Source organism: Streptomyces sp. NPDC001852, assembly GCF_042891825.1.
GTDB lineage: Bacteria > Actinomycetota > Actinomycetes > Streptomycetales > Streptomycetaceae > Streptomyces.
In genome coordinates, this window is record NZ_JBIATN010000024.1 from 82,388 (window position 1) to 98,087 (window position 15,700).

Below are 15,700 nucleotides of genomic sequence, written 5' to 3' on the forward strand. Positions count from 1 at the left end.
GGTCACTCACCGGCCAGCAGCGCGACCGGGTCCAGGGTGTTCTCGCCCTTGTTCCAGTTGCACGGGCACAGCTCGTCGGTCTGCAGGGCGTCCAGGACCCGCAGGACCTCCTTGGGGTTACGGCCCACGGAACCGGCGGTGACCATGGTGAACTGGATCTCGCGGTTCGGGTCGACGATGAAGACGGCGCGCTGCGCGAAGCCGTCCTCGCCCTCGATGCCCAGGTCGCGCATCAGCTCGTGCTTGGAGTCGGCCATCATCGGGAACGGCAGGTCGGTCAGGTCCGGGTGGTCCTTGCGCCAGGCGTGGTGGACGAACTCGGAGTCACCGGAGAAGCCGAGGATCTGGGCGTCGCGGTCGGCGAACTCGTCGTTCAGCTTCCCGAACGCGGCGATCTCGGTCGGGCAGACGAAGGTGAAGTCCTTCGGCCACGCGAAGACGACCAGCCACTTGCCCTCGTAGGACTTGTGGTGGATCTGCTCGAACTCCTTGCCCTTCTCCAGCGAGACGCAGGCGGTCAGTTCGAACTCGGGGAACTTGTCACCGACAGTGAGCACACGCTCTCCTTGCAGCGAGGAACACCCCTTTTGGGGGCGTTTCCCATGGGTTGGACTGTGTCGATGTTGGCACAGGGTGCATTGATTAGTGAAATAGCTACACTCGGTCATGTTGATCGGAGGGAGTTATCAGTGACCGTGAGTAACGGCAAGCGGAGGCAGCCGAGCCTCGCACAGCTGCGTGCCTTCGCCGCCGTGGCCGAGCATCTGCACTTCCGGGACGCGGCGGCCGCCATCGGGATGAGCCAGCCCGCCCTGTCGGGCGCGGTCTCCGCACTGGAGGAGACCCTCGGGGTGACCCTCCTCGAGCGTACGACGCGCAAGGTGCTGCTCTCGCCCGCCGGCGAGCGCCTGGCCGTACGGGCGAGGGCGGTGCTGGACGCGGTCGGGGCGCTGCTGGAGGAGGCCGAGGCGGTCCGGGCGCCGTTCACGGGTGTCCTGCGCCTCGGCGTGATCCCGACCGTGGCGCCGTACCTCCTGCCGACCGTGCTGCGGCTGGTCCACGAGCGCTATCCGCACCTCGACCTCCAGGTGCACGAGGAGCAGACCGCCAGCCTGATCGACGGCCTGGGCTCCGGCCGCCTCGACCTGCTGTTGCTGGCGGTGCCGCTCGGCGTGCCCGGCATCGTCGAACTCCCGCTGTTCGACGAGGACTTCGTGCTCGTCACGCCGCTCGACCACTGGCTCGGCGGCCGCGAGGGCATCCCGCGCGAGGCGCTCAGGGAGCTCAACCTGCTGCTCCTGGACGAGGGGCACTGCCTGCGGGACCAGGCCCTCGACATCTGCCGGGAGGCGGGACGCGCAGATGCGCCGGTGACGACCACGGCCGCCGGCTTGTCCACCCTGGTCCAGCTGGTCGCCGGCGGCCTCGGCTGCACCCTGCTGCCGCGCACGGCCCTGAAGCTGGAGACCACCCGCAGCAGCCAGCTCCTCACCGGCTCCTTCGCGGAGCCGGCCCCGAGCCGCCGGGTCGCCTTCGCGATGCGGGCGGGGGCGGCACGATCCGCGGAGTACGAGGAGCTGGCCGCGGCGCTGCGGGGGGCGCTGGGGGCGCTGCCGGTACGGGTCCTGGACTGAGGGAACTACTCCGTCCGCAGCCCCTCGGGGCGCATCATCCGCACCAGCGGCGGCAGGCTGAGCAGGGTGACCGTGAGGACCACCGCCGCACCCGCGCCCGTCATCGACAGCAGGCTCGCCCAGTCCACGCCCACCGTCGCGCCCACCATCTTCAGCAGCACCGTGCCCAGCGTCAGCCCCACGGCCGAGGCCAGCAGCAGGCCCAGCGCGATCGGGATCGCCGTCTGCCACAGCACCGACATGCTCAGGGTGCGCCGCCGGGTGCCGAAGGCGACCAGCGAGGACAGCAGTTTCCTGCGCTCGCGCAACTGCTCCAGCTGGGAGACCAGCAGGCTCGCGCCGATCAGCGCCAGCACGCAGATGGCGCCGACGGACGTTCCGGTGCGGATGGAGGTGAACTTGTGCGACAGCTCGGTGGACGACCACACCATCGCGTCCGCGAGCGGGTCGATGCGCGCCGCGGTGTTGCGGACGTACTCGTGCACGTCCGGCACCGACTCGTCGAGCCTGAGGTACACCGCTCCGGTCAACGCGCTGCTCATGCGGCCGGACACGGCGGCCGGGGTCATCAGCACCCCGCTCTCCTTGACCCCGTCCGGCCCGGTGATCACGCGGGCCTGCTTCAGCCCGTGCGGTACGGCCCACACGACATCCGGTCCGCCGCCCGTGCCGTCGCTCGTGTTGAGGTGGAGCCTGCGGCCCGGCCGGGCGAGCGTGTCCACGTCGGTGTCCCGTTCCCCGCCCTTCGCCGCGAAGACGTCCCCGTCGCGGCAGGACGGCAGGTCGGCCACCGTACGCAGTGCGGCGCAGGTTCCGACGGTGAGGCCGACGGTGTGCTCCGGCCCCTTGTCGGCGCTCCAGCGCCCGTCGCCCAGTTCGGTGCTGCCGAGCGCGGTGGCCTCGCGGACCCCCTTCGTCGCGGCGAACGTCTGCGCGGCCGACCCGAAGGGCAGGCCCCGCGAGAGGTTGACCTGCATCTGCACCCGGTCGGCGTCCCGCGCGGTGGACTTCGTGTAGTCGCCCTGCACGCCCGCGAACAGCATCTGCAGCGCGATCGCCCCGGCCACCGCGACCGCGATGCCGTTGACCATGCGGGCCGCCGAACCACTGCTCAACTGCAGTCGCCGTACGGCCAGTTGCCAGGCCGGCGCACCGTGGCCGAGCCGGGCCACGACGGCCTCGACGATCCACGGCAGCAACGTGGTCACACCGACGAGCAGCAGCAGGACGCCGCCGATCACCAGGTACTCGTTGAAGCTGCCGTTGTTGCGGCCCTGTCCGATCATCGGCGCGAGGCACGCGAGGCCGCCCACGGGCAGCAGCAGCCGCCACCACAGCCGGCGGCGTGCCGGCCGGGCCGTACGGACCACGCCGAGCGGCTCGATGACCACGCCGCGCAGCGCGAACAGCGTCACCAGGACCGCCGCCGTCGGAACGGCGATCGCGGCCAGCGCGGCCAGTGCGGGTGAGGGGTCGAGGTAGCTGGGGAACACGCTGATGCCCATGACCTCGACCGAGCCCGCGAGCTGCCGGCCGAGCAGGAAGAAGACGGTGCCGAAGACCAGTCCGACCAGCGATCCGGCGAGTGCCTCGCCGGCCGCGATCCGCCGGGTCATCCGGCTGTCGGAGCCCACCAGCCGCAGCGCCGCCAGCCTGCGGTCGCGCCGCTCGCCGCCGAACCGTACGGCCGTGGCGATGAACACGGCGACCGGCATCAGCAGCACCACGAAGACGACCAGCACCAGCAGGATCAGCACCGGGTCGAGCCCGTCCTGCCGGGACGACTGCGAGGGTCCGAAGTGGGTGATCCGGGCCGTCCGCCAGCCGTCGATGCGCGGGGCGAGCTCCTTCGCCCCGGCGTAGTAGGCGAGTTCCTGCGAGCCGATGAGTCCCGGCTCGGCGATCGTCCCGACGATCCGGTACGGCAGCCGCTCGCGCAGCAGCTTCCCGTCCGCCGAGCCGAGGAGCCGCTTCAGCGCGGGGGAGACGACCATGTCGCCCGGCGCCGGGTACGTCGTGAGGCCCGGTGCGAGCGGTGCCCGCGGCCCCTCGGGCTCCACCAGCCGGCCGCGCACGTCGCTGCCGCGGAAGGTGCTGTCGGCGTCGGAGATCACCAGGGTGTCGGCGGCCTTGGGCCGGTGCGGGCCGTAGGTGTAGTCCAGGCGGTCCTGGTTGCGCTGGTCCCGTACGGCGAGGGCGGTCGGGATCGCGGTCGTCAGCAGCAGCAGCGCCACGCCGAGGCCGACGCCGACCGCCGTCAGCAGCATCCGCACCCAGCCCTCCCGCCCGCCGGTGAAGGCGAACCGGACCCCCATGCCCAGGTCACGGCTCCATTGGCGGGCGTTCATATGGCCCGCTCCATGTCCCGGGACTTGCCGTCGCGTACGACGATCTCGCGGTCGGAGTAGGCGGCCACCCGGGGCTCGTGCGTGACCAGGACGACGGCCGCGTTGGTGGAGCGGGCCGCGTCGGTCAGCAGCTCCATCACGCGCTCGCCGTTGAGGGAGTCGAGCGCGCCGGTGGGCTCGTCGGCGAAGATCACCCGGGGCCCGGTGACCAGCGCCCGCGCCACCGCGACCCGCTGACCCTGGCCGCCGGAGACCTCGCCGGGCCGCTTGCCCTCGAGGTCGTCCACCTCCAGGCGTTCCATCCAGCTCAGCGCGGCCTTCTCGGCCTGCTTGCGGGAGGTGCCGTTCAGCCTGAGCGGCAGCGCCACGTTCTCCACGCAGGTCAGCTCGGGCACCAACTGGCCGAACTGGAAGACGAACCCGAACTCGGAGCGCCTGAGGGCGCTGCGCTCGGCGTCGCTCATGCCGGCCAGTTCGCGGCCGTTGTAGACGATGGACCCGGAGTCGGGCGGCACGATGCCGGCGAGGCAGTGCAGCAGGGTCGACTTGCCGGAGCCGGAGGGACCCATCACGGCGACGACCTCGCCGGGGTGTATGGAGAACCCGGCGCCGTCGAGCGCGACGGTGGGGCCGTAGGCCTTGCACAGGTTGTCGGCGATGAGGAGGGAGCCGGCGGGCGGGGTCACCTGGCCACCTCCGCGCGGAGCTTGTCGAGGCGTGCGGCGGTCAGTTCCAGCCAGCGCAGGTCGGCCTCCAGGTGGAACAGCGCGTGGTCGCAGATCAGCTGGTCCGCGAGGTCGCCCTTGCGCTTGCGGTCGGTCAGGATCCGCATGCTGCGCAGGTGCTCGGCGCGCTGGGTGTCGAGGATGACGGAGGCGTCGCGGTGGGTGAGGAGGGCGAGGACGACCTTGGTGTACAGGGTCGACTGCAGGTACTCCTCGGGCTTCTCCGGGGTGGCGAGCCAGTTCACCACGTCGGTGATGCCGGCGTCGGTGATGGCGTACCGCTTCCGCTCCGGGCCGCCGCCCGCCTCGATCCCGTCGACTTCCACGAGCCCGTGCTTCAGCAGCCGGGACATCGTGGAGTAGACCTGGCCGTAGTGCAGCGGCCGGTCGTGACCGAACTTCTCGTCGAAGGCCCGCTTCAGGTCGTAACCGTGTCGCGGGCCGGACTCCAGGAGTCCCAGAAGGGTGTGACCGATGGACATGCCAGCACTCTACACGCGGTGTATACGCCGCATGTATACACGGAGTGGGGAGATCATGGCGGGGTGTGCGGGGGTGCAGGTGGGAGCCGATTGTCACGGTTCCGAAACAGGTGGCCGGCCCCGACGCGGCAGCGGTCCCGTGTCCTTCGGCAGCCGCCCCGCATCCGCCAGTGCCTTGCGCAGCAGGAACTCGATCTGCGCGTTGGCCGACCGCAACTCGTCCCCGGCCCATCGGGCAAGTGCCTCGTACACCGACGGGTCCAGCCGCAGCAGCACCTGCTTGCGCTGCTGCGGCCGTCGCTTCGGAGTCTCCGAAGGCTCCGTCACTGGTAAAGGGTCCCGGTGTTGAGGACCGGCTGCGGAGCCCGGTCGCCGCACAGCACCACCATCAGGTTGGAGACCATCGCCGCCTTGCGCTCCTCGTCCAGTTCCACGATGTCCGCCTCCGCGATCCGGCCGAGCGCCGCCTCGACCATGCCGACCGCGCCGTCCACGATCTGCCGCCGCGCGGCCACGACCGCACCGGCCTGCTGCCGCTGGAGCATCGCCGAGGCGATCTCGGGAGCGTACGCGAGGTGCGTGAAGCGCGACTCGACGACCTGTACTCCGGCCGCCTCCACGCGCGCCTGCAGTTCGACGGCCAGCTTCTCGGTGATCTCCTCGGCGTTGCCGCGCAGCGACAGGCCGTCCTCCTCGTGGGCGTCGTAGGGGTACTCGATCGCGATGTGCCGTACGGCCGTCTCGGTCTGCGTGGCCACGAACTCGGCGAAGTCGTCCACCTCGAAGGTGGCCTGGGCGGTGTCCTGGACCTTCCAGACCACGACCGCGGCCAGCTCGATCGGGTTGCCGTAGGCGTCGTTGACCTTCAGCACGGCGGTCTCGTGGTTGCGCACCCGGGTGGAGATCCGGGTCCGCGAGGTGAAGGGGTTCACCCAGCGCAGGCCGTCCTGCCGGATCGTGCCCCGGTAGCGCCCGAAGAGCTGGACGACCCGGGCCTCGCCGGGTGCGACGGTGTTCAGCCCGCGCAGGGAGATGATCGCCGCGAGGAAGACGACGATCCCGGCGAGGATGAGCCCGGCCTTGGCGCCGGCCGCGGTGACGGCCGAGGCGGTGGCGAGCAGCCCGGCGGTGGCGCCGAGCCCGAGCAGGCCGAGCAGCAGGGCGAGCCCGCCGCCGATGCTGTGCGCGGTGAACTCCCGCACGTGTGGCGCGGGCATCTCGGGTACGTCGAGTGCGGTGTCGTTGGCGGTCATGGTGATCCCCGTTCCGGTCTTGCTTGCTTCGGTCTAGCTAAGTGATATCACTTTTACGCCTGTCGGTGTCCGGAAGCAACCCTGTGACCTCCACAGCCGTCGGTTCCCTTGGGGCGGGTGCTGATTCTCACGTCCGCAAAAGAGCGGATCGGACGCCCTTTGTCATATAGACGGGTGTTAGCTTTCGGAGCTGACCACTGAGACGGAAGCGGAGCGAAGGGCCCATGGGACGAGCGGAAGAGAGACGAGCGCGACAGCGCGGTGGCCGCCGCGCGGCGCCCAAGCGCCGCCGCTCCACCCCCTCGGCGAGTGCACCGGCCGGCGCGAGACCTCCCAAGGGCCGCATACGCCGCCTCTTCACCTGGAAGAAGATGCTCGGCACCTTCTTCGGGCTGTGCCTGCTGGTGATCGCGGCCTTCATCGGGCTGTACATGTACGTGGACATCCCCGCGGGGAACGCCGACGCCCAACTGCAGAGCAACATCTACAAGTACAGCGACGGCACGATGCTCGCCCGCACCGGCCAGCTGAACCGTGAGAGCGTCGACCTCGCCGAAGTCCCCAAGGACGTGCAGCTCACCTTCGTCGCGGCCGAGAACAAGAACTTCTACCACGACTCCGGCGTCGACCTGAGGGGCACCGCCCGCGGTGTGCTCAACACCCTCATGGGGCACGGCACACAGGGCGGTTCGACGATCACCCAGCAGTACGTCAAGAACTACTACCTGGACCAGAACCAGACCGTCTCGCGCAAGCTGAAGGAACTGGTCATCTCGCTGAAGCTGGACCGCCAGAAGTCCAAGGACTACATCCTCGCGGGCTACATCAACACCAGCTACTACGGCCGCGGCGCCTACGGCATCCAGGCCGCGGCACAGGCCTACTACCACAAGGACGCCAAGAACCTCTCGGTCCAGGAGGGCGCCTACCTCGCCGCCCTGCTCCAGGCGCCCAACCAGTACGACTGGGCCATCGCGAGCGACACCGGCAAGAAGCTGGCAGTCGCCCGCTGGAACTACGTCCTGGACAACATGGTCAAGCAGCACTGGCTCGACGCGGGCAAGCGCCAGTCCCTGCAGTTCCCGACGCCGAAGGCGCCCAAGGCGGCGCCCGGCATGAAGGGACAGACCGGCTACCTGGTGGACGCGGCCAACGTGCAGCTGGAGAAGCAGCTCGTCGCCCAGGGCCGGGCCAACTCCCTCGGTGACGCCGAGGCGTTGGTGCGCAAGGGCGGCTGGACGATCACGCTCAACATCGACCGGAAGAAACAGCGCGAGCTGGAGCAGTCCGTCACGCAGCAGCTGACCGGCAAGCTCGACGTGAAGAAGCGTTCCGTCGACGCCGACGTCCAGCCCGGTGCCGTGTCCGTCGACCCGAAGACCGGCAAGGTCCTCGCCATGTACGGCGGCGCGGACTACTTCAAGCACTTCACCAACAACGCGACCCGCCGCGACTACCAGCCCGCGTCGACCTTCAAGCCGGTGATCCTGGCCGCGGCGCTGGCCGAGGGCGCCACGACGCAGGACGGCCAGCCCATCACGGCGAACACGATCTACGACGGCACCAGCGGCCGCCAGGCCGTGGACCACGGCAGCAAGGTCGGCTTCGGCCCGCCGAACGAGGACCACCAGGACTACGGCCCCATCACCGTCCAGACGGCCATGAACAAGTCCGTCAACTCCGTCTTCGCGCAGATGGGCGTCGACGTGGGCATGGGCAAGGTCATGGCCGTCGCCGACAAACTCGGTATGGACACCAAGGGCATGGAGCCGGTCCCCGCCCAGACGCTGGGCTCCATGGGCGCGAGCCCGCTGGAGATGGCCGGCATCTACGCGACCCTCGACAACCACGGCAGGAAGGTCACCCCGGCGATCATCAAGTCGGCCGAGCACAAGGACACCGACCTCACCCTGCCGGACCCGATCGGCGACCAGGTGATCCCCCGCGAGGCCGCCGACACCGTCACCTCGGTGCTCACCGGCGTGGTCGACGACGGTACGGCCCACGACTCGGTGGCGGTCAACTCGGCGCGCAACGGCCAGCAGGTCGCCGGCAAGACGGGTACGTCCGACAAGAACAAGTCGGCCTGGTTCACCGGCTACACGCCGGGCCTGGTCACCTCGGTCGGCCTGTTCGGCGAGGACTCCAAGACCCACGCGCAGGTTCCGCTGACGGGCGCGACGGGCCTGCTCTCCTCCACCGGCGGCCCCGGCCGTATCAACGGCGGCGGCTATCCGGCGATGATCTGGGCCGCGTACACCTTCGAGGCGATGGGCGACGTCAGCACGTTCGACCTGAACACCACCCAGGGCGCGGCCGTCCAGCCGTCCCAGACGCCGACGCCCTCCCAGACCCCGTCGCAGACGCCGTCGCACACGGCGACCAGCAAGCCGCCGACGTCGTCCGCGCCCCCGACCAGCAAGCCGCCGACGTCGTCCGCGCCCCCGACCAGCACGCCGCCGACGCAGCCCCCCACGCAGCCGCCGACGCAGACACCGACGGGCGGTGTCACGGACAACCCGCTCGATCCGGGCGGCGGCCAGAACGGCGGCCAGTAGGAGCGCACACGCGAAGGGCGCCCGGGGAACTCCCCGGGCGCCCTTCGCACACCTGACGCTTCCTCAGGCCCGGCGCATCCCTCAGCCCCGGTGCAGCTCGAACCACACCACCTTGCCGGTGCTCAGCCGGGTCGCACCCCAGCGCCGGGCCAGCCTGTTGACCAGGTACAGGCCGCGCCCGCCCTCGTCGTCGGCCCGGGCCTGCCGCAGCCGCGGCAGCTGCGGCACGTCGTCGCCGACCTCGCAGCGCAGCACGTCCGTGCGCAGCAGCCGCAGCGTCACCGGCCGGGACGCGTACCGTACGGCGTTCGTGACGACCTCGCTGACCAGCAGCTCCACCGAGTCCGTCAGGTCCTCCAGGTCCCAGCGGGCGAGCGCGCGCCGGGCCAGCCGGCGGGCCTGGCCGGGAGCCGTCTCGTCCGGCTCCAGCTTCCAGTACGCGACATCGCTCGGCGCGATCCCGTCGAAGCGGGCCGCGAGCAGCGCGATGTCGTCGTCCCGGTCGCCCGGGCCGAGCATGTCCAGCACCTCGTCGCACAGGGCTTCCAGGGGCGGCGGATGGTCGGGTCCGGTCAACCGGGCGGTCGCGGCCAGCTTCTCCCGCAACTGCTCTATCCCGGTCCACACGTCCCGCAGCCGGGACTCCACCAGCCCGTCGGTGTACAGGAGCAGCGTGGCCCCGGCGGGCGCGTCCAGCTCGACCGCCTCGAAGTCGACACCTCCGACACCGATCGGCGCGCCCGGCGGCACCCGCAGCACCTCGGCCCGGCCGCCCAGGTGCAGCAGCACGGGCGGCGGATGACCGGCGTTGGCGATGGTGATGCGGTGCGTCACCGGGTCGTAGACGGCGTACAGGCAGGTCGCCATGCGGTCCGTGCCGAGCCGCTGCGCCTGCTCGTCCAGGTGGTGCAGCACCTCCTGCGGCGGCAGGTCGAGCCCGGCCAGCGTCTGCGCGGTGGTGCGCAGCTGGCCCATGATCGCCGCCGATGTCATGGAGTGGCCCATGACATCGCCGACGACCAGCGCCACCCTGCTGCCGGGCAGCGGGATCGCGTCGTACCAGTCGCCGCCGACCCGCGCGGTCTCGGCGGCCGGCAGATAACGCGACGCCAGCCGCACACCGGTCGGCCGGGGCAGGGTCTCGGGCAGCATGGTCCGCTGCAGCTCGTCGGCGATGTACGCCTCACGGCCGTACAGCACCGCCTTGTCGATGCCGAGCGCGCTGTGCGTGGCCAGCTGGGCCGCCACCAGCAGGTCGTCGCCCTCGAACGCCAGCCGCTCCGGGCGGCGCAGGAACAGGGCCGCGCCGATCACCCGGCGCCGGCCGCGCAGCGGCGCGAGGATGGCGTGCTGCCCGGACGGTACGACCGACTCGGCGCACTCACCGAGCAGCTCGGGCAGCGCGGCCCGCGCGGCGGGCGCGTCGGCGAACACCGGCCGCACCCCGCGCAGCACCTCGTTCAGCGCGCCGCCGGGGCGCACCTCGCACAGCTCGGTGGTCAGCGAGGACAGCTCGGCCAGCGCGCTCGCCTCCGGCTCGGAGCCGAAGGAGTCGAAGGCGGGCGGCAGCAGCACACCGTCGGTGTCCCGGTCCTCCGGTATCCGGTCGGTACGGCGCAGCCGCAGCACCACCGGACCGGTGGGCCGCTCGTCGCCGACCGGCAGCGGGTCGCGCAGATAGACCAGGATCGCGTCCGAGAAGGTCGGCACGGTCGCCCGGCACAGCCCCATCACGATCTCGTCCAGATCGAGGCCGCGGGCGATCCGCCGGGTGGCCGCGCCCACGAACCGCAGCCGGTCGCCGTCGCGCCGCATCGGCATCGGCCGGCCCGGCGGCAGTCCGCGCCCGGTACGGCGCTCCTGACCGCCCGACGCCCGCTCCTGCTCGGCGCCGGGCTGCGGCGGGATGGCCTCCGGCCCGGGGCGCGGCGAGACGGCCTCGGGCGCGGGCCGCGGGCGGTGTGCGCCGGGTTCGGTGGTGGCGGGCTGGGAGTGCTCGGGGCCGTTGACTTGGGGCTCCTTCCCCTTGTTCCCCTTGCCGCAGGGCGTGGTCGTCCCCGCGCCGGAGGGCGTGCCGTCGGTCCGGGCCTGGACCGGTAAGGCGGCGGGCCCGCCGAGCTGCTTCGAGGTATGCCGGAGCGCCCCGCGGCCCTCCGCGGGGTCGGCGCCCTGGGGGCGCTCGAAGGAGGTGGGCTGCTCCGTCACGCGTGTCGCATCCATCCGTACGGCACTGCGCGCCGGGCGCGCAGTTGCTCCCGCAGAAGTCCCGATACCCGCAATACGTGCCCCAGGAACGGAATTCCCGCGTGGTCAGAGGTGGTTCCTGTGCCCTGGTGCCCCTCGCTCACGTGCTGCCGCCCCTCGATGACGTTCGGTCAAGCCCGGCGCATGCTCCGGGAGTTGCACTTGTGCGCCCTCCCGCCACCCGGCCACCACCCCTCAACGACATTGCTTCGCACTGACCCTGACTACATGTTTGCGGAGGACGATCCTACGTTTCTGGCCCGGGGGCGCATCAAGGGTCTCATGAGGACACATGCGCGGGCGTACGGTCCCAGTCCTCGGGAAGAGAAGGTACCGCCCAGGACGGATCCGGGCGCCAGTGCTGCCAGCCGTCCGGGAACGGCGCCCCCCAGGCCTCGATCACCTCGACCGCGTCCCGCCCGGCCGCCCGGACCCGCTCGGCGGTCCTGGCGTCCATCAGCCCGTCCCGCTGGGCCTGCGCGAACTCGTCCTCGTCGCGCCAGTGCCAGCTGCGGTCGGGCTGCACGGAGATGTCCAGGAAGTAGTCCTCGGAGTCCACCCCGTCCGTCCAACGGGCCAGCGGCTCCTCAAGATTGACGTACCAGTTCTTGAACCGCCAGCCCGGCTCCCAGAACAGCCACACCGACCACGGCCGGCCGGGCTGGGCCAGCTTCAGCACACCGGTGCCGAACCAGCGGTCCCGCTGCACCGTGCGCGGCCTGGTGTAGCGGGACCGGAGCGGCTCCAGGTGCACCGGCGTGCCGTCGGCGAGGACCGGCTTCACACACTCGGTGCCGGGGGCCAGCCACACGGCGAGCAGTTCGGCGTCGTCGCGGACGACGGTGACGGGCCGGGCGATGTGAATGTGCGCGCCGCCGTTCTCCCGGTAGCGCCACAGGATCTGGGCGCCCGGGGTCCAGCGGGCCGCCGGTCCCGTCTCCGCCGAGTCCACGTGTGTCGTCGCTCCGTCGTCCGTCATGGACAGATATTAGGTGCCGCAGGCATACGACGCTGCGGCGCGCGTCACGGTTCCGGGCCCGCGGCCGGAATGGTTCGCTCGTGGTTACGGGTGCGTCATCCGCAGGACATCCAGGGCTTCGTCGAGCTGTTCCAGCGTCAGATCACCGCGCTCGACGTACCCGCTCTCCAGCACGACCTCACGGATCGTCTTCCGCTCCGCGAGGGACTTCTTGGCGACCTTCGCGGCCTCCTCGTACCCGATGTACTTGTTGAGCGGGGTCACCACGGACGGCGACGACTCCGCGTACTCCCGGCTCCGTTCGCGGTCGGCGGTGATGCCGTCGACCGTCCGGTCGGCCAGCAGCCGGGAGACCTGGGCGAGCAGCCGGATGGATTCGAGCACGTTCCTGGCGATGACCGGCAGCATGACGTTCAGCTCGAAGTTCCCGGCCGCACCGGCGGTGGCGATGGTGGCGTCGTTGCCGATGACCTGGGCGGCCACCATGAGGACGGCTTCGGGGATCACCGGGTTGACCTTGCCCGGCATGATGGACGACCCCGGCTGGAGGTCGGGCAGCCGGATCTCGGCGAGCCCGGTGCGCGGCCCGGACGCCATCCACCGCAGATCGTTCGCGATCTTCGTCAGCCCGACCGCGATGGTCCTGAGCTGCCCGCTGGTCTCCACGATCCCGTCCCGGGCACCCTGCGCCTCGAAGTGGTCCCGGGCCTCGGTGAGCGGCAGCCCGGTGGCCCGGGCGACCTCCTGGATGACGGCGGCGGAGAAGCCGGGCGGGGTGTTGATGCCGGTGCCGACGGCGGTGCCGCCGAGGGGGAGTTCGGCGAGCCGCGGCAGGGACGCCCTCAGCCGCTCGACACCGTGACGGACCTGTGCGGCGTACCCGCCGAACTCCTGGCCGAGCGTCACGGGAGTGGCGTCCATGAGGTGGGTCCGGCCGGACTTGACCACGTCGGCGAATTCCTCCGACTTGCGGGAGAGGGAGGCGGCGAGGTGTTCCAGGGCCGGGATCAGGTCGTGGGTGACGGCGGCGGTGGCGGCGATGTGGATGGAGGACGGGAAGACGTCGTTGGAGGACTGGGACGCGTTGACGTGGTCGTTCGGGTGCACGTCCCGGCCGAGCCGCTCCGTCGCCAGGGTCGCGACGACCTCGTTGGTGTTCATGTTGGAGGAGGTGCCTGAACCGGTCTGGAAGACGTCGATGGGGAAGTGCTCGTCCCATCGGCCTTCGGCGACCTCGGCCGCGGCCTCCTGGATCGCTTCGGCCGTCTCCTTGTCGAGCACGCCGAGTTCGGCGTTCACCTTGGCGGCGGCGCCCTTGATCCGGGCCAGCGCTTCGATGTGCGCGCGTTCCAGTCGCTGACCGGAGATCGGGAAGTTCTCGACGGCACGCTGGGTCTGGGCCCGCCACTTGGCGTGCGCGGGGACCCGGACCTCGCCCATGGAGTCGTGCTCGATGCGGTATTCGCTCATGGCAGTCATAGCGACCGGGCACGCCGGCTTGTTCCCGCTCATTACGCTGAGTGAGGATCTGACTGCCCACTGGGGCAGGCCGGGGTCCGGGTGGCCCCCCGGACGGCCACCGGGCTGGGCGAGCCGACGCCGTCAGGCCGACGGGGTCCGGGGGCGGGGCCCTGGCGGGGCCGAAGGGGCGGAGCCCCCTGGGGACGGGACGGGTAGGGGCGGCGGGGGCGCAGTGTCCATCAGCGGCTTCGCCGCGGGCATCCCCGCCGCACCCCAGGCGCTACGCCAGCCCAGGCCCGCGCACCGGGATCGAAGTGAACGTCGGCGCCGGGGCGGGGTCCTGGAAGAAGTCGTTGCCCTTGTCGTCCACGACGATGAACGCCGGGAAGTCCTCGACCTCGATCTTCCAGACGGCCTCCATGCCCAGCTCCTCGTACTCCAGGACCTCGACCTTCTTGATGCAGTCCTGGGCGAGGCGGGCGGCCGGGCCGCCGATGGAACCGAGGTAGAAGCCGCCGTGGGCGTGGCACGCGTCGGTGACCTGCTTGGAGCGGTTGCCCTTCGCCAGCATCACCTTGGAGCCGCCCGCCGCCTGGAACTGCTCCACGTAGGAGTCCATGCGGCCGGCCGTCGTCGGGCCGAAGGAACCGGAGGCGTAGCCCTCGGGGGTCTTCGCCGGACCCGCGTAGTACACCGGGTGGTCCTTCAGGTACTGCGGCATCTCCTCGCCCGCGTCCAGCCGCTCCTTGATCTTGGCGTGCGCGATGTCACGGGCCACGACCAGCGGGCCGGTCAGGGACAGGCGGGTCTTCACCGGGTACTTCGTCAGCTCGGCGAGGACCGTGTCCATCGGCTGGTTGAGGTCGATCCTGACGACGTCCGAGGACTCGTCCAAGTGCTCGTCGGTCGTCTCCGGCAGGAACCGCGCCGGGTCGGTCTCCAGCTGCTCCAGGAAGACGCCCTCGGCGGTGATCTTCGCGACGGCCTGGCGGTCGGCCGAGCAGGAGACGGCGATCGCGACGGGGCAGGACGCGCCGTGCCGGGGCAGGCGGACCACGCGGACGTCGTGGCAGAAGTACTTGCCGCCGAACTGCGCGCCGATGCCGATCTTCTGGGTCAGCTCGAAGACCTTCTGCTCGAGTTCCTTGTCCCGGAAGCCGTGGCCGAGCTCCGAACCCTCGGCGGGGATCTCGTCCAGGTAGTGCGCGGAAGCGTACTTCGCGGTCTTCAGCGCGTACTCGGCGCTCGTGCCGCCGACCACGATCGCCAGGTGGTACGGCGGGCAGGCGGCCGTACCGAGCGAACGGATCTTCTCCTCCAGGAACTTCATCATGGAGGCCTCGTTCAGGACGGCCTTGGTCTCCTGGTAGAGGAAGGACTTGTTGGCGCTGCCGCCGCCCTTGGCCATGAACAGGAACTTGTACGCGCCGCCGTCGGTGGCGTACAGCTCGATCTGGGCCGGCAGGTTGGAGCCGGTGTTCTTCTCCTCCCACATGGTGAGGGGAGCCATCTGCGAGTAGCGCAGGTTGAGCTTGGTGTAGGCGTCGTAGATGCCGTGGGAGAGGTGCTTCTCGTCCTCGCCCGCCGTCAGCACGTTCTGGCCGCGCTTGCCCATGACGATCGCCGTGCCGGTGTCCTGGCACATCGGCAGCACGCCGGCCGCCGCGATGTTCGCGTTCTTCAGCAGGTCCAGGGCCACGAACTTGTCGTTGCCGGAGGCCTCGGGGTCGTCGATGATGCGGCGCAGCTGGGCGAGGTGGGCCGGGCGCAGGTAGTGCTGGATGTCGTGGATGGCCTCCTCGGCCAGCTTGCGCAGCGCCTCCGGCTCCACCTTGAGGAACGTCCGCCCGTCCGGGCCCTCGACGGTGGAGACGCCCTCGGCCGTCACCAGCCGGTACGGGGTGGTGTCCTCTCCCTGGGGGAGCAGGTCGGTGTACGCGAACTCAGGCATCTCTCAGCCCATTCCTCACTCTGACGGACGGCCGCCCGCCGGCGCTGGCGGGCCTCACCAGCCTA

General features: G+C 70.9%; 12 protein-coding genes. 2 read left to right on the plus strand and 10 right to left on the minus strand.

Going from position 1 to position 15,700, the window contains the following annotated elements:
- Positions 1-2: 2 nt before the first annotated feature.
- Positions 3-557: a peroxiredoxin gene (locus tag ACFYZB_RS33195; RefSeq protein WP_351209104.1), complete on the minus strand. Its 555-nt coding sequence runs from the start codon at positions 555-557 to the stop codon at positions 3-5.
- 132 nt (positions 558-689) lie between these two features.
- Between ACFYZB_RS33195 and ACFYZB_RS33200 the strand changes: the two genes are divergently transcribed.
- The gene (locus tag ACFYZB_RS33200) at positions 690-1,634 is read left to right on the plus strand and encodes a LysR substrate-binding domain-containing protein (RefSeq protein ID WP_388764839.1); all 945 of its coding nucleotides are present in this window, start codon (positions 690-692) and stop codon (positions 1,632-1,634) included.
- A gap of 5 nt (positions 1,635-1,639) precedes the next feature.
- On the opposite strand, the gene ACFYZB_RS33205 is transcribed toward ACFYZB_RS33200, so the two are convergent.
- The 5 genes from ACFYZB_RS33205 to ACFYZB_RS33225 all read right to left on the minus strand — a co-directional run bounded on the left by ACFYZB_RS33205 (position 1,640) and on the right by ACFYZB_RS33225 (position 6,442).
- A complete protein-coding gene (locus ACFYZB_RS33205) occupies positions 1,640-3,982 on the minus strand; it encodes an ABC transporter permease (protein WP_388764842.1) in 2,343 nt (780 codons plus the stop codon).
- Positions 3,979-4,668 carry an ABC transporter ATP-binding protein gene (locus ACFYZB_RS33210; RefSeq protein ID WP_388764844.1) on the minus strand — a complete coding sequence of 230 codons (690 nt, stop codon included), beginning with the start codon at positions 4,666-4,668 and terminating at the stop codon, positions 3,979-3,981. The genes ACFYZB_RS33205 and ACFYZB_RS33210 overlap by 4 nt, the downstream gene beginning before the upstream one ends.
- A complete protein-coding gene (locus tag ACFYZB_RS33215; protein ID WP_351209100.1) occupies positions 4,665-5,189 on the minus strand; it encodes a PadR family transcriptional regulator in 525 nt (174 codons plus the stop codon). Before ACFYZB_RS33215 ends, ACFYZB_RS33210 begins: the two co-directional genes overlap by 4 nt.
- Before the next feature lie 93 nt (positions 5,190-5,282).
- Complete coding sequence (locus tag ACFYZB_RS33220) at positions 5,283-5,516, minus strand: hypothetical protein (RefSeq protein WP_351209099.1); 234 nt, start codon at positions 5,514-5,516, stop codon at positions 5,283-5,285.
- Positions 5,513-6,442, minus strand: coding sequence for an SPFH domain-containing protein (locus ACFYZB_RS33225; RefSeq protein ID WP_351209098.1), 930 nt, complete (start codon positions 6,440-6,442; stop codon positions 5,513-5,515). Before ACFYZB_RS33225 ends, ACFYZB_RS33220 begins: the two co-directional genes overlap by 4 nt.
- Before the next feature lie 224 nt (positions 6,443-6,666).
- On the opposite strand from ACFYZB_RS33225, the gene ACFYZB_RS33230 reads away from it, so the two are divergent.
- Positions 6,667-9,000, plus strand: coding sequence for a transglycosylase domain-containing protein (locus ACFYZB_RS33230; protein WP_388764848.1), 2,334 nt, complete (start codon positions 6,667-6,669; stop codon positions 8,998-9,000).
- An 81-nt stretch (positions 9,001-9,081) separates the two neighbouring features.
- On the opposite strand, the gene ACFYZB_RS33235 is transcribed toward ACFYZB_RS33230, so the two are convergent.
- From ACFYZB_RS33235 to ACFYZB_RS33250, 4 genes are all read right to left on the minus strand, one after another.
- Entirely contained in the window at positions 9,082-11,205 is a 2,124-nt protein-coding gene (locus ACFYZB_RS33235; RefSeq protein WP_388764850.1) for a SpoIIE family protein phosphatase, read from the minus strand.
- A gap of 319 nt (positions 11,206-11,524) precedes the next feature.
- Positions 11,525-12,223, minus strand: coding sequence for a DUF402 domain-containing protein (locus ACFYZB_RS33240; protein WP_388764851.1), 699 nt, complete (start codon positions 12,221-12,223; stop codon positions 11,525-11,527).
- Positions 12,224-12,307: 84 nt separating this feature from the next.
- Positions 12,308-13,693 carry a class II fumarate hydratase gene (locus ACFYZB_RS33245; RefSeq protein ID WP_388764853.1) on the minus strand — a complete coding sequence of 462 codons (1,386 nt, stop codon included), beginning with the start codon at positions 13,691-13,693 and terminating at the stop codon, positions 12,308-12,310.
- Between the two features lie 271 nt (positions 13,694-13,964).
- On the minus strand, positions 13,965-15,635 hold the full coding sequence (locus tag ACFYZB_RS33250) for a fumarate hydratase (RefSeq protein WP_388764855.1): 1,671 nt from the start codon (positions 15,633-15,635) through the stop codon (positions 13,965-13,967).
- Positions 15,636-15,700 lie beyond the last annotated feature (65 nt).

What these genes read in the sequence shown, in the direction of transcription:
- ACFYZB_RS33205 (WP_388764842.1), bottom strand. Translation starts at nt 3,982, where the DNA reads ATGAACGCCCGCCAATGGAGCCGTGACCTGGGCATGGGGGTCCGGTTC.
- ACFYZB_RS33215 (WP_351209100.1), bottom strand. Translation starts at nt 5,189, where the DNA reads ATGTCCATCGGTCACACCCTTCTGGGACTCCTGGAGTCCGGCCCGCGA.
- ACFYZB_RS33225 (WP_351209098.1), bottom strand. Translation starts at nt 6,442, where the DNA reads ATGACCGCCAACGACACCGCACTCGACGTACCCGAGATGCCCGCGCCA.
- ACFYZB_RS33230 (WP_388764848.1), top strand. Translation starts at nt 6,667, where the DNA reads ATGGGACGAGCGGAAGAGAGACGAGCGCGACAGCGCGGTGGCCGCCGC.
- ACFYZB_RS33240 (WP_388764851.1), bottom strand. Translation starts at nt 12,223, where the DNA reads ATGACGGACGACGGAGCGACGACACACGTGGACTCGGCGGAGACGGGA.
- ACFYZB_RS33245 (WP_388764853.1), bottom strand. Translation starts at nt 13,693, where the DNA reads ATGAGCGAATACCGCATCGAGCACGACTCCATGGGCGAGGTCCGGGTC.
- ACFYZB_RS33250 (WP_388764855.1), bottom strand. Translation starts at nt 15,635, where the DNA reads ATGCCTGAGTTCGCGTACACCGACCTGCTCCCCCAGGGAGAGGACACC.